11 protein-coding genes are annotated in these 13,847 nt (G+C 60.2%); 2 read left to right on the forward strand and 9 right to left on the reverse strand.

Annotation, left to right across the window (positions count from 1 at the left end; translation table 11 throughout):
• Nucleotides 1-111: 111 nt before the first annotated feature.
• The gene (gene rluD, locus I6L49_RS14510; RefSeq protein ID WP_005339771.1) at nt 112-1,092 is read right to left on the reverse strand and encodes a 23S rRNA pseudouridine(1911/1915/1917) synthase RluD; all 981 of its coding nucleotides are present in this window, start codon (nt 1,090-1,092) and stop codon (nt 112-114) included.
• 117 nt (nt 1,093-1,209) lie between these two features.
• On the opposite strand from rluD, the gene I6L49_RS14515 reads away from it, so the two are divergent.
• Nucleotides 1,210-1,965: an outer membrane protein assembly factor BamD gene (locus I6L49_RS14515; protein ID WP_019446583.1), complete on the forward strand. Its 756-nt coding sequence runs from the start codon at nt 1,210-1,212 to the stop codon at nt 1,963-1,965.
• 135 nt (nt 1,966-2,100) lie between these two features.
• On the opposite strand, the gene I6L49_RS14520 is transcribed toward I6L49_RS14515, so the two are convergent.
• From I6L49_RS14520 to yqhD, 8 genes are all read right to left on the reverse strand, one after another.
• A complete protein-coding gene (locus tag I6L49_RS14520; RefSeq protein ID WP_216949802.1) occupies nt 2,101-3,429 on the reverse strand; it encodes a CoA-disulfide reductase in 1,329 nt (442 codons plus the stop codon).
• A 98-nt stretch (nt 3,430-3,527) separates the two neighbouring features.
• Nucleotides 3,528-4,928 carry an L-cystine transporter gene (locus I6L49_RS14525; protein WP_005341918.1) on the reverse strand — a complete coding sequence of 467 codons (1,401 nt, stop codon included), beginning with the start codon at nt 4,926-4,928 and terminating at the stop codon, nt 3,528-3,530.
• 133 nt (nt 4,929-5,061) lie between these two features.
• Nucleotides 5,062-6,363 (reverse strand): serine dehydratase subunit alpha family protein, encoded by a 1,302-nt coding sequence (locus I6L49_RS14530; RefSeq protein ID WP_216949803.1) that lies wholly within the window; start codon nt 6,361-6,363, stop codon nt 5,062-5,064.
• A 21-nt stretch (nt 6,364-6,384) separates the two neighbouring features.
• Nucleotides 6,385-7,053: a transcriptional regulator gene (locus tag I6L49_RS14535; RefSeq protein WP_103250710.1), complete on the reverse strand. Its 669-nt coding sequence runs from the start codon at nt 7,051-7,053 to the stop codon at nt 6,385-6,387.
• A 147-nt stretch (nt 7,054-7,200) separates the two neighbouring features.
• Entirely contained in the window at nt 7,201-7,980 is a 780-nt protein-coding gene (locus tag I6L49_RS14540) for an ABC transporter substrate-binding protein (protein WP_216949804.1), read from the reverse strand.
• 98 nt (nt 7,981-8,078) lie between these two features.
• On the reverse strand, nt 8,079-9,563 hold the full coding sequence (gene pntB, locus I6L49_RS14545; RefSeq protein WP_005339759.1) for a Re/Si-specific NAD(P)(+) transhydrogenase subunit beta: 1,485 nt from the start codon (nt 9,561-9,563) through the stop codon (nt 8,079-8,081).
• An 11-nt stretch (nt 9,564-9,574) separates the two neighbouring features.
• The gene (pntA, locus tag I6L49_RS14550) at nt 9,575-11,101 is read right to left on the reverse strand and encodes a Re/Si-specific NAD(P)(+) transhydrogenase subunit alpha (protein WP_113740331.1); all 1,527 of its coding nucleotides are present in this window, start codon (nt 11,099-11,101) and stop codon (nt 9,575-9,577) included.
• 507 nt (nt 11,102-11,608) lie between these two features.
• The gene (yqhD, locus tag I6L49_RS14555) at nt 11,609-12,772 is read right to left on the reverse strand and encodes an alcohol dehydrogenase (protein ID WP_216949805.1); all 1,164 of its coding nucleotides are present in this window, start codon (nt 12,770-12,772) and stop codon (nt 11,609-11,611) included.
• A 157-nt stretch (nt 12,773-12,929) separates the two neighbouring features.
• Here yqhD and I6L49_RS14560 point away from each other — a divergent pair, with 157 nt between their 5' ends.
• Nucleotides 12,930-13,832 carry an AraC family transcriptional regulator gene (locus I6L49_RS14560; protein ID WP_043850729.1) on the forward strand — a complete coding sequence of 301 codons (903 nt, stop codon included), beginning with the start codon at nt 12,930-12,932 and terminating at the stop codon, nt 13,830-13,832.
• The last annotated feature ends 15 nt before the right edge of the window (nt 13,833-13,847 follow it).

Genomic DNA, 13,847 nt, shown 5'->3' on the forward strand with positions numbered 1-13,847 from the left:
TGTGACTCCTTCAATTCACCGATATAAAAACGGGGCTCCTGCAAGGGAACCCCGATTGGCATCTATTCGGGCCGGATGACGCCAGAAACCGACGCAGCAGGCCCTATCACATCAGTTCCAGACCAGATCATCCGGATTGGCGAGCGTATCCGCGCGCAGCACTTCCATCAGCTCCACCATGTCTTGCGGTGTAGCTGAGTGCCACTGCATCACTTCACCCGTGATGGGGTGAGCCAGTTGCAGCATGGTGGCATGCAGCGCCTGACGGTTGAAGTTGCGCAGTGCCTGGGTCAGCTCTGGGGTCGCGTTGCGCAGCGGGCGCAGACGGCCACCGTAAGCGGGATCGCCCACCAGCGGGTGTTTGATGTGCGCCATGTGGACACGGATCTGGTGGGTACGACCGGTTTCCAGACGCAGACGCAGACGGGTATGGCCACGGAACTTCTCGTGAACCCGGTAGTGAGTCACGGAAGGACGACCATTGGGCACCACGGCCATGTGGGTACGCTGGGTCGGGTGACGGCCGATGGGCGCATCAACGGTGCCGCCAGCGGTCATGTGACCGATGGCGATCGCTTCGTACTCACGGGTGATCTGGCGCGCCTGCAGCGCTTCCACCAGGTGGGTCTGGGCGGGTACGGTTTTGGCAACCACCATCAAACCTGTGGTGTCTTTATCCAGACGGTGCACGATACCGGCGCGGGGCACCTCGGCAATGCCGGGGTAGCGGTGCAGCAGGGCGTTGAGGATGGTGCCATCCGGCGTACCTGCGCCCGGGTGAACCACCAGACCGGCCGGTTTGTCGATCACCAGAATGTGTTCATCTTCATAAACAATGTTGAGCTCGATATCCTGGGCATCCCAGCGAGTATCATCTTCCAGCTCGACATTCACATGCACCTGCTGCCCGGCCAGAATCTTCTCGCGCGGGGTGTTGGCAACCTGACCGTCCAGGGTCACTCTGTCCTGTAAAATCCACTCCTTGATGCGGGTGCGGGAGTAGTCTGGAAACAATTCGGCCAGGGCCTGGTCGAGTCGCTGCCCGAATTGGTGATCCTGGAATTCGCCTGTCAGTTCAATATGCTGGCTCATGTATGGTCTCTTGAGCGGGGGGTATCAATTCGAAATAATCCGGGTATTCTAGCTTTTCTTTTAGCCAAGCATAACGGATACTTTGCCAATTTCGTGGAAATGGACCGGATGTTGTTGATGGGAAAGAAGTCTCACCTGCTGATGTCGCTCGCCTTGGTCGCTACCTTGATCACAGGCTGTTCCAGCACTAAACCCAAGGTACCCGACGAACCGCCGGAGACCCTGTACCAGAAAGCACGCCTCAAACTGGATGTTGGCAATTACGTGCAAGCCACTGAATTGCTGGAGGCTTTGGACTCTCGCTACCCGTTCGGCGCCTACTCTAATCAGGTGCAGCTTGACCTCATCTATGCCTACTACAAGCAGGATGATACCGCTCAGGCGATCGCCAATATCGACCGTTTTATCCGCCTCAATCCGGCGCATAAAAATATCGATTACGTCTTCTATATGCGCGGCCTGACCAACATGGCGGCGGATTACAACTTCTTCCAGAGCCTGTTCGGTATCGATCGTGACGACAAAGACCCGGCTTATGCCCGACAGGCATTCCAGGACTTCAAGACCCTGTTGCAGAACTACCCCAACAGCGTCTATGCCGCCGATGCCCGCGCCCGCATGATAGGCCTGAAGAATCGTCTGGCCCGATATGACCTGAGCGTGGCCGAGTATTACGTGAAGCGTGATGCACTGGTCGCAGCCGCCAACCGGGCCAAGCTGATTGTCGAAACCTACCCCGACACAGCCGAAACCGAGAAGGCATTGGAGATCATGGTCGAGTCTTACGACGCTCTGAAGATGCCGCAGCTGGCCAAGCATGCCCGCGAAGTGCTGGCCAAGAACTACCCGGAGAACCGCCTCGGCCGTGGCTGAGTGATACGGATAAACCGTTAACAAAAAACCGATGCCTTGGCATCGGTTTTTTTATCGCTGCAATTTACCCTCAGCTGTTACCCGCAGATTGCTCTGTAAAGCAGGATCCCCGTTACGGCGCCGTCATCGCAACGCTTACTTCGCGACGTTACCCGCCACGTTCAGGGCATCCCAGGTGCGTGAGAAGGGCGGCGCGTAGGCAAAATCCAGCATGCCGAGCTGTTCGGTGGTCACCCCCATGGTGATGGCCACCGCCAGCGCGTCGATGCGGTGTACCGCCCCCTTGCGACCGAGGATCTGGCCACCCAGCAGCCGCTTGCTGCCCGCCTCATAGACCAGCTTGACGTGAATGTCGGACTGACCCGGGCAGTAGTTGGTGTGGCACTTGTCCTTGATAACCACGGTGCGATAGTCGATGCCCATCACCTTGGCTTCCTGCTCGGAGAGGCCGGTACGGCCCGCCTCCAGCCCCAGCACCTTGAGCGCCGCAGAGCCGAGGGTGCCCGGGAACTCCTGCTCGGCCCCGGCCAGGTTCTCACCCACCATGCGCCCCAGCTTGTTGGCGATGGTGGCGAGCGGCACATAGACCTGCTGCTGCTTCACGCTGTGCCAGACGCTGGCACAGTCACCGGCCGACCAGACGTTGGCCAGCGAGCTGCGTCCCTGACGATCCACCTTGATGGCGCCGTTACCGAGCCGCTCGATGCCGGTATCGGCCAGAAACTCGGTGTTGGGCTTGACCCCGGTGCAGACCACCACGATATCGGCCTCGTACTCGCCCTGGCTGGTGCGCACGCCGGTCACCCGGCCATCCCCCAGCAGTGCTTCAACTCGCTCACCCAGATGGAGAGAGACCCCCTGCTCGCGCAGTTCGGTTTCGATGTGCTGGGTGATCTCGCCATCAAATGCGTCGGGGATGACCCGATCCGCCAGCTCGATGAGACGCACCTCCTTGCACTGATGCACCAGCGCCTCGACCACCTCCAACCCGATAAAGCCGGAACCGATCACCACGGCGCGGCGATTATTCTTGTCTTGCACCGCAGCTTTGAGCGCCAGCCCGTCGGCCATCCGGCGCAGACCGAATACCCCTTGCTGCTGCAAACCGGGGATGGGGGGCATCACTTCGCGGGCGCCGGTGGCGATCATCAGCCGATCGTAGCGATCGGTGAAGGTGTCGCCGTTGTGCTCCACCACCAGAGTCTGGGCCGCCGCATCGACGCTTAGCACCCGATGGCCAATCTTGACCTCGATCCCCTTGGCAGCGAACTGCTCCGGGGTGAACTCGGCCATGTAGCCGGGCTCCTGAAACTCGTCACCGACGAAGTAAGGCAGGCCGCAGGCACCGAAAGAGATCACCTCGGAGGCCTCATACACCACGATGTCGGCATCTTTGGCCAGACGGCGCGCCTTGGCCGCCGCACTCATACCGGCGGCTTCACCACCGATGATCAGAATTCTCATAGTTTTTCCTCTCAATGGCGCAGGGAGGGCATGCCCTCCCTGCGGTCTATGACGGGAAAGAGTCGCCCCTTTCCACGGGCAGATCAACCGACAGCAAATCAGACGGTGGACTCTTCGCCGTCCAGACTCACTTCGTGATCGCTGTTGAACACATGCATGTCGGTCTCGCCCATCAGGCGGCTGGTGACCGTCCCTGCGGTGATGGAGCCGGAAACGTTGAGCGCGGTACGGCCCATGTCGATCAGCGGCTCGATGGAGATGAGCAGACCGGCCAGCGCCACCGGGAAGTCCAGCGCGGAGAGCACGATCAGCGCGGCAAAAGTGGCGCCGCCGCCAATCCCGGCCACCCCGAAGGAGCTGACGGTGATGATGGCGATCAGGGTCATGATAAAGCCGGGGTCCATCGGGTTAACCCCGACGGTCGGGGCAATCATCACTGCCAGCATGGCCGGATAGATACCGGCACAGCCGTTCTGGCCGATGGTGGAACCGAAGGAGGCGGCGAAGTTGGCGATCCCCTCAGGAATACCCAGCGACTTGGTCTGGGTCTGCACGTTCATCGGGATGGAGCCCGCACTGGTGCGCGAGGTGAAGGCAAACGCCAGCACCGGAGTGATCTTCTTGAGGAAGCGCAGCGGGTTGATGCCGACCATGCTCACCAGCAGCAGGTGCACGACAAACATGATGGCGATGGCGCCGTAAGAGGCCATCACAAAGCTGAGCAGGTTAAGAATATCCGCATAGTTGGAGCCGGAGACCACCTTGGTCATCAGCGCCAGTACGCCGAACGGGGTCAGGCGCAGCACCAGGGTCACCATTCGCATTACGATGGCATGAGCCACGGCCACGAAGTGGCTGAAGCTGGCGAAGATCTCCGGCTTCTTGCGGGCGATGCCGGTGGCAGAGAGGCCGATGAAGATGGAGAAGATCACCACGGCGATGGTGGAGGTCTTGCGCGCCCCGGTCATGTCGAGGAAGGGGTTGGCGGGAATGAACTCCAGCATCATCTTGGCAAACGACATGCTCTCGACGCTGCCGAGGGTGGTCTGCAGCGCGGCGCCACGAGCGCTCTCGGCGGCACCGGAGGTGAGCCCTTCAGCGGTCAGGCCAAACAGGTTGGACATCAGGATGCCCGCCCCGGCGGCGATGGCGGTGGTGAAGATCAGCACGCCTATGGTCATGGCGCTGATCTTGCCCAGCGCGGTGCCGCCATTGAGCTTCAAGATAGCGCTGATGATGGAGACCATGATGAGCGGGATGATGATCATCTGCAGCAGCTTCACATAGCCGCTACCCACGATATCCAGATAGTCGATGGTCTGAACAATGACGGGCGAGCCTGCACCGTAAAGCAGTTGCAACGCGGCGCCGAACAGAATACCGAGCCCCAGACCGGCAAATACCCGGCGGGTGAAGCTCACATGTTTTTCCTGTAACCGGTAGAGAAAGAACAGCAAGATGGCGGCGATGGCCAGATTGCCGATAACGCTAAATGTCATGGTATGACTCCCCAAAAAGCGGGCTTGCGCCCGAGAAACAAGAGCAAGCGCCATGCTTGCCCTGGCAACCGTGTCAGACGGTCTGCGCCGTCGTGACAAGAACAAGGGGGTCTATCGCCCCCTTGTCACAGATTCACTGCTTCTGCTGTTTCGCTCGCATGATATTGATGATTTCGATGTCGGTATCCAGCATCCCCTCTTTGGAGAGTCGGCCCAGATTGGCGATGGTCTGGTCCACGTCATCGGAGACGATCCCCTCGCTCTGGGGGACATGCAGGTTGTTGATGGCCATCAGCGAAGACTTTACCGCCGCCGAGGTGGAGGTGGAGACCTTCATGGAGCAGGCGCTGCCCGCGCCGTCACAGATGATGCCGGAGACATCGCCAATCATGTTGTTGATGCAGTGGCTGATCTGCTGATACTGGCCGCCCAGCAGCCAGGTGATAGCGGCACCGGCCCCCATGGCGGCGGTACTGGCGGCGCAGAGGGCCGACAGCTTGTTCTGATAGGTCTTGATGTAGATGGCCACCAGATGGCTCATCACCAACGCTCGGGTCAGCTGCTCGTCGCTCGCCTTGAGGAAGCGGGCGGCCGCGACCACAGGCATGGTGGCGGCAATGCCCTGATTGCCGGAACCGGAGTTGGACATGGCGGGCAGCATGGCACCATCCATCCGCGCATCGGAGGCAGCGGAGGAGAGGCGCATCGCCAGCGTCATCAGGTCATCGGAGAGCAGCTTGCGCTCCACCTGTTCGGTAAGGATCTTGCCGATCTTCAGACCGTAACCCTGCAACCCTTCATCTGCCAGCGCCTGATTCATGGTGGCGGCCTCGCGGATAAAGTCGATCTCCGCCAGCGGCACTTCCAATGCAAAATCGACGATCTCCCGCAGGGTCATGGCCGGTTTGGCGGATTTGGCCGGCTGAATCTGCACGCCGGGGGCACTGGCCTGCTCCATCAGAACTTCGCCATCCTTCTCCATCAGGATGATGCGGGTGTGGTCGGTGCAGATCACCACCCGGGCACTGTGCCCTTCAACTTCGGCCAGCACCTCGGCGTAGAGCACGTCCGGCACATCCTTCACATCCACCTTGATCACAGGCAGCAGCGCCTTGGCCGCCTCGACCTGGGCCGGGGTGAGAGTCTTTAGTACCTCCAGCCCGGCATCGGGATTACCCCCTGTTATGCCGACCGCAGCGGCCACCGGCAGGCCGATCATGCCGGTGCCCGGCACCCCGACCCCCATACCATTCTTGAACAGATTACCGCTGACCCAGACGCTGATGCTGGTCGGGGTCTCTCCCAGCAGCTTGCGGCAGTTGGCCGCCGCCAGCGCCACCGACATCGGCTCGGTACAGCCCAGGGCCGGCACCACTTCACGCTTGAGCAGGGTAATAAAGTCGGTCCATTGTGCTTTCATCGCAGTGTTTCTCATGTTCAGGGTGCCCGCAGGCAGTTATTGCTTGTTCAGATCCGCCTTGTGATTGCGGATATGCAGATAAACAGTATGACGGGAGATGCCGAGCATCCGGGCAACCAGCTGGGCCGCCTCCTTGATCTCGAAGATCCCCATGTCGAAGAGCCGGGTCACTATCTCCTTGTTGCGCACCGTGCAGGAGAGCGAATCGTCCCGATTCACCTTCTCAATCACCTGAGTCACCAGATCGTCCACCGAGCTGGCAAAGGTCTCGTTGTTGAGCGGCGCCGGTGCCGCTGGCAGCGCAAAAGTATCGAGCAGACTGCCAAGGGAGGTATCCAGACTGAAGTTCACGCAGAGCATGCCGATGGGCTTGCCCTGCCGGTTGCTGATGGTGATGGAGGAGGACTTCATCAGCGTCCCGTCGCGGGTACGGCTGAAGTAGCTGCTCCACTGGCTGCCCGCCTCCCCCTGCAAGCGGTTGAGGGCAAAGTCGGTGACCGGCGCCCCCTCCCGACGACCGGTGACATGGCCGTTGGCAATCTTGATGACCGATGCATCCAGCGTATCGAACGCATGCAACACCACCTCGCACCCTGCGCCAAACAGCGCGGCCAGCGCCTCGACCGCGGGCTCGAAACTGGCGATCAGATGACGTTCTTCATCCGTTAACGAATTGATCTGGTCAGTGGTGGCTGCTGTGGACATATATGAGTAACTTTGAGTAAACCGCAGTTGATTCTACTATCAACAAGATCAACTAATGTTGAGCGGCATCCCCTTTTTGTTCGCCATTATGCCCACCTTTTAACAAAGTGCGACAAATTGTGAAGCGGCGCACAGCAGGGCGGCAACTCAGAGGTGATAGCGAGCCAGCAACTGCTTGTAGGCTGGGGTCTGTTTGAACGCCTTGAGGGCAGAGGAGAAGCGGATAGCCAGCTGGTCGTGGCCGGGCTTGTGGGTAAACGCGAGGAAGTTGCGGTTGTCGTCGGTCAGCAGACGCGAGCCGTGGCTCACCTGATCCTGCAACCCCTGGGTATGCAACAGATAACGACCGACCCGCTCGTTGAGCACCACCCCGTCCAGCCGACCGGCCATCATCAGATGCAGCTGTTTGATGGCATTCCCCTCCCCCGTCATCGGCATCCGGATCACCCCGGGATCGGTCAGAAAATCGGGGCTGTAGGCATAATCCTCCTGAATACCTATCCGCAGCCCCTTGAGGTCGGAGAGCTGCCTGAAATCCACCGGACGAGCCGATGGATAGAAGAGCACTTCACCGCTGTAAGAGAGCGGCTCTTCGGGGTAGTGGAGCCAGTGCTGGCGGGAAGGTTCAAAGAAGACGTCGACTACCGCATCCCCCTGCTTGAGACGGGCCTGCTGCAGAACCCGCTTCCAGGGCAGCACCCTGATTTCAGTGCGATAACCCATCTGGCGCAACACGGTACAGGCCAGATCGAGATCGGCGCCAGCCAGCTCGCCATTGTCACCACGCATCACATAAGGGGGCCACAGCTCGGTCAACAGCGTCAGGGTCGGCTGTTCGTCCGCCGCCATGGCCGAACCAGCACCAAACAGGGAGGCCAGCAGCCAGCCGTACAACCCGATCCTTCGCCAACCCTGACACCACATCATGGAGATCCCTCATGGTCCGTATGGATTGAGGATATACAAGGGATGGGCAATAAAAAAGGAGGCCGAAGCCTCCTTGATATTCACTCTCTGAATGGCACTTACAGTGCTTTCAGGATGGCCTCGACGCTGGCCTTGGCATCGCCAAACAGCATCTGGGTATTTTCCTTGAAGAACAGCGGGTTCTGGACACCGGCGTAGCCAGTGTTCATGGAACGCTTGAAGCCGATGACGTTCTGCGCTTTCCACACTTCCAGCACCGGCATACCGGCGATCGGGCTGCCCGGATCTTCCATCGCAGCCGGGTTGACGGTGTCGTTGGCACCGATCACCAGCACGGTATCGGTATCGGCGAAGTCGTCGTTGATCTCGTCCATTTCCAGCACGATGTCATACGGGACTTTCGCTTCCGCCAGCAGCACGTTCATGTGGCCAGGCAGACGACCGGCAACCGGGTGGATACCGAAGCGCACCTTGACGCCGCGGTCACGCAGCTTCTGGGTGATTTCAGCCACCGGATACTGGGCCTGCGCCACCGCCATACCGTAGCCCGGGGTGATGATGACGGAGCTGGAGTTCTTCAGCAGGTCAGCCACTTCCTCGGCGCTGGTTTCGCGGTATTCGCCCATCTCCTGATCCGCCGTGGAGGCCACGCCATCGGAGCCGAAGCCACCGGCGATCACGGAGATGAAGGAGCGGTTCATCGCCTTGCACATGATGTAAGAGAGGATCGCACCGGAGGAACCCACCAGGGCACCGGTGACGATCAGCAGGTCGTTGGAGAGCATGAAGCCCGCCGCCGCCGCCGCCCAACCGGAGTAAGAGTTCAGCATGGAGACTACCACCGGCATGTCTGCGCCACCGATGGAGGCAACCAGATGCCAGCCGAAGGCGAAGGCGATCAAGGTCATCACCAGCAGGGCGAAGGTAGAGCCGCCCGCGTTGACGAAGTAGACCATCAGCGCCAGCGAGGCGACCACGGCCAGCAGGTTCAGCTTGTGGCGGTGCGGCAGCATCAGCGGCTTGGAGGAGATGAGACCACGCAGTTTGCCGAAGGCAACCACGGAACCGGTGAAGGTCACGGCACCGATGAAGACGCCCAGGAAGATCTCGACCAGGTGGATGTTCAGCATGGCGCCGGTCAGGTGCTCGACCTGAGCAACGCTGTTGGCCTGCTCGAACGCCGCACGGGCGGCTGCCAGGGTGGCATCCAGGTTGGAACCGACGGAGACGACCACCTCAGCAGGTGCAGAAGGGTGCAGATCGATGAAGCTGTTGAAGCCCACCAGTACTGCCGCCATACCCACGAAGCTGTGCAGCACGGCCACCAGCTCGGGCATCTCGGTCATTTCGACCTTGAGTGCCAGACGCACGCCGATGGCACCGCCGATCACCATGGCCAGGATGATCCAGTGAACACCACTGGTCTCCGGGTTGAATACGGTGGCGAGCAGGGCGATAGCCATACCCGCGATACCGAACAGGTTGCCATGCTTGGCCGTTTCTTGCTTCGACAGTCCCGCGAGACTGAGGATGAAGAGCACGGCGGCAACGATATAGGATGCTGTTACCAGTCCTTGAGACACGTTAAACCCCCTTAATCCTTACGGAACATCTTCAGCATGCGCTGAGTGACGGTGAAGCCGCCGAAGATGTTGATACTGGCAATCAGCACGGCGACGAACGCCAGCGCGGTGACCAGGGTCGACCCTTGCCCGATCTGCAGCAGGGCACCGACCACGATAATGCCGGAGATGGCATTGGTGACCGACATCAGCGGCGTATGCAGGGCGTGAGAGACGTTCCACACCACGTAGTAACCGACCACACAGGCCAGGATGAATACGGTGAAGTGGGAGAGGAAGGCTGCCGGGGCAACGGACGCAATCCAGCCGAAGGCGGCGATGCCGAGAGCACCGAACACGAACTTCTTGTTGGAAGGCTTGGCCTCTTCCTTCTTGGCGGCCGGTTTGGCGGCGGCCGGTTTCTGCGGGGCAGCAGAGACGGAGATGGCGGGCGGCGGGAAGGTCACTTCACCGGCCTGGATCACCGTCATGTTGCGCTGAACCACGTCTTCGAAGTCGATGGCAACGTTGCCGTCCTTCTCCTTGCACATCAGCTTCATCAGGTTGACCAGGTTGGTACCGTAGAGCTGGGAGGATTGGGCAGGCAGGCGACCCGGCAGATCGGTGTAACCAATCACCTTGACGCCGTTGGCGGTGACATGCAGTTCGCCCGGCACTGTGTATTCACAGTTACCGCCAGCCTGAGCGGCCATGTCCACGATGACGGAGCCCGGCTTCATGCTGTCGACCATCTCTTTGGTGATCAGCTTGGGAGCCGGCTTGCCCGGGATCAGGGCGGTGGTGATGATGATATCCACCTCTTTGGCCTGCTGGGCGAACAGCTCCATCTCTGCCTTGATGAACTCATCGGACATGACTTTGGCGTAACCATCGCTGGATGCACCGTCTTCGCCACCGAAGTCCAGCTTGAGGAATTCCCCACCCATGGATTCGATCTGCTCGGCCACTTCCAGACGGGTATCGAAGGCACGCACGATGGCACCGAGGGAACCGGCAGTACCGATGGCAGCCAGACCGGCTACGCCGGCACCGATCACCAGTACCTTGGCAGGCGGCACTTTACCGGCAGCAGTGATTTGGCCGGTGAAGAAGCGACCGAACTGGTGCGCAGCTTCAACCACGGCGCGATAGCCACCGATGTTGGCCATGGAGGAGAGGGCATCGAGGGACTGGGCACGGGAGATCCGCGGCACCATATCCATCGCCATCACATTGATGTTGCGCTCGGACAGCTTCTTGACCAGCTCAGGGTTCTGGGCAGGCCAGATGAAGCTCACCAGAGTGGCGCCATCTTTAATTTGTGCGATCTCGGCATCGGTCGGCGCATTGACCTTGAAGATAAGGTCGGCTTGCCAGACATTCGGCACCACGCTGGCACCGGCAGCCTCGAAGGCGGCATCATCGAAGCTGGCCGACAGGCCTGCGCCGGTCTCGATGGCGACCTCGAAGCCGAGCTTTTTCAGCTGCTCGACGGTAGCCGGGGTCGCTGCGACCCGGGTCTCACCGGCGAGACTCTCTCTCGGTATTCCAATCTGCATGACTATTCCCTGATGGTTAATAAACAATCGCTGCCCAGTGTCTCACTTCTGACGAAACAAGACATGACCAAAGTGCAGGTCCAGGGCTCTTTGTTATGAAAATCAGTAGGCTTTACCTCAACCTCCTGTCATGGTCAGGCCCCCGATTTTCAGGCGCGAAGGTGATTAGTATCAAATTTTGGAGTTTTATTACAACCGCAGTCCCGACGGCACTCGTACAGAATTCAGCCCATCCCTGGCTACGATTAAAAAAAACAAACCAAATTAGAGGCTTATACCAGTAAAAACGGCTGAAAAAAGTGATCCAACCAGTCAAAAAAAATGTTTTACCGGCCCTCTATCTTAGCGTTTTTTGTTCTTACGAAATCCGCTTTCGTCTCACTTCTCGCAGCGAAACGCCGAAAAGTAACATTTTCCCAACAAAAGCGGGGCCGCTCAGCCGCCAGAAGGCGGGAGAGGGCCCCGGCAATTCAATCGTTTCGCCCGTTTGGCACCGATTGGCGGCCCTTACCAGGCCGCTTCATAAATATGCTGGCTCTGCACCAGATCGATATCGCCGTGCTCGCCCAGACGTGTCATGCCGTGCTCACCCAGCTTGCCGATCAGGGTGTCGATACCCAGATCTTTCAGACCGTAGTCGCGCAGTCGGGTCTTGACCCCCATCCGCTCGAAGAAGTCGCGGGTCGCGGCGATGGCATCGTCGATGCGCTCCGCTTCGCTGCCGCTGTTCAGACCCCACACCCGCTCTGCGTATTGCAGCAGCTTGGCATGCTTCTGTTTGCGCTTGGCCTGCAGCAGGGCGGGCAGCACCACCGCCAGAGTTTGGGCGTGGTCGAGGCCGTGCAGGGCAGTCAGCTCGTGACCCAGCATGTGGGTGGCCCAATCCTGCGGCACACCGGCACCAATCAGGCCGTTCAGCGCCATGGTGGCACTCCACATGATGTTGGCGCGCACCTCGTAGTTGTGCGGCTCGGCCAGCGCCTTGGGGCCCTCTTCGATCAGGGTCAGCAGCAAGCCTTCGGCAAAGCGATCCTGCACCTTGGCGTTGACCGGATAGGTGAGGTACTGCTCCACGATGTGGACGAAAGCATCCACCACCCCGTTTGCCACCTGACGTTCGGGCAGGGTGTAGGTGAGCACCGGATCGAGCACGGCAAAGCGCGGCATCACGAACGGCGAGAAGAAGTGCACCTTGTCGCCACTGCTGCGACGGGTGATGACGGCACCCATGTTCATTTCTGAACCGGTCGCCGGCAGGGTCAGCACCGAACCGAGCGGGATGGCGGAGCGCACTTCGCTGCCGACGGTCTCGAGAATGTGCCAGGGATCCCTGGCCGGATCGTAGTGCGCGGCAGCGGCGATAAACTTGGTGCCATCGAGCACCGAGCCGCCGCCAACGGCGAGCAGAAAATCGACCTGCTCGGCACGGGCCAGCTCCACGGCCCCCATCAGGGTCTCGTAGGCCGGGTTGGGCTCGATGCCGCCAAATTCAAACAGGGTGAAGCCAGCCAGTTCGCTGCGGATCTGCTCCAGCAGGCCGCTGCGCACCACGCTGCCGCCACCGTAGGTGATCATGACGCGGGCATCGCTCGGCAGCTGCTCGCGCAGCTGGGCGATCTGCCCCTGGCCGAACAGGATTTTGGTCGGGGTATGGAGAGTAAAGTTGTTCATCGACATTGCCTTCTTCTGATAGTCAGGGCGGCCTGGCCGCGAAATCGTGATTGCATTTTTCTCCAGAGCACCCCTACCATCAAGACAACATCCTGCTTGATTCTTGCCTATTTCTACAAAGCAGCGAAAACCAAAACAGTCGAATCAAAGAGCCCCCATGCAAAACCGTTACAGCGACCTCGCCGCCAGAGTGGCCCGCCACGTCACCACTCCCGGCATCTCCCCGTCACCGGTGAAACAGGTCAATCTCATCTACACCACCGAGTACCACGGCCGTACTCCGGTACTCTACCAGCCGCGGATGATCGTGATCCTGCAGGGGCACAAGGTGGGTTATCTGGCGGATCAGGTATTTCGCTACGACCCCAACCACTACCTGCTGATGACCCTGCCGCTGCCCTGCGAGTGCGAGTGTTTCGCCTCCCCCGAGCAGCCCCTGATCGGTTTCTCCATCGAGATCGATCTGGTCATCCTGCAGGAGCTGTTGCTGGAGCTGGGCGATGCCCTGCCCGCCCCCGCGCCACAAAAGAGCGGCGTCCACTCGGTCCCTCTGTCGGAGACCATGTTCTGCGCCGCCGAGCGGCTGATCGAGCTGATGGACAATCCGCTGCACGCCAAGGTGCTGGGGCCGCAGACGGTGCGGGAGATGCTGTTTCACGCCCTCACCGAGGGGGGCGGCCCGGCGTTGCAGGCGCTCGCCAACCGCCACAATCATGTGGGCCAGATTGCCCGGGTGCTGCGTATGATAGAGCAGCGCTATGCCGACAACCTCACCATGGAGGAACTGGCGCGGGAGGTGAACATGAGCGTCTCCGCCTTTCACCACCACTTCAAGGCGGTCACCGCCACCTCGCCGCTGCAGTACATCAAGTCGTTTCGCCTGCACAAGGCGCGTCTGATGATGCTGCACGACGGCATCAAGGCGGGGGCGGCCGCCGCCAGAGTCGGTTACGAGAGCAACTCCCAGTTCAGTCGGGAGTACAAGCGCTTCTTCGGCAGCACGCCGACAGATCAGGCCTCCCGCTTTCGGGATGGCCAGCTTCGCATCATAGAGGGATAACGAGAGAGGGATTAC

Origin of the sequence: Aeromonas sp. FDAARGOS 1419 (genome assembly GCF_019047045.1) — a bacterium.
GTDB classification, from domain to species: domain Bacteria; phylum Pseudomonadota; class Gammaproteobacteria; order Enterobacterales; family Aeromonadaceae; genus Aeromonas; species Aeromonas veronii.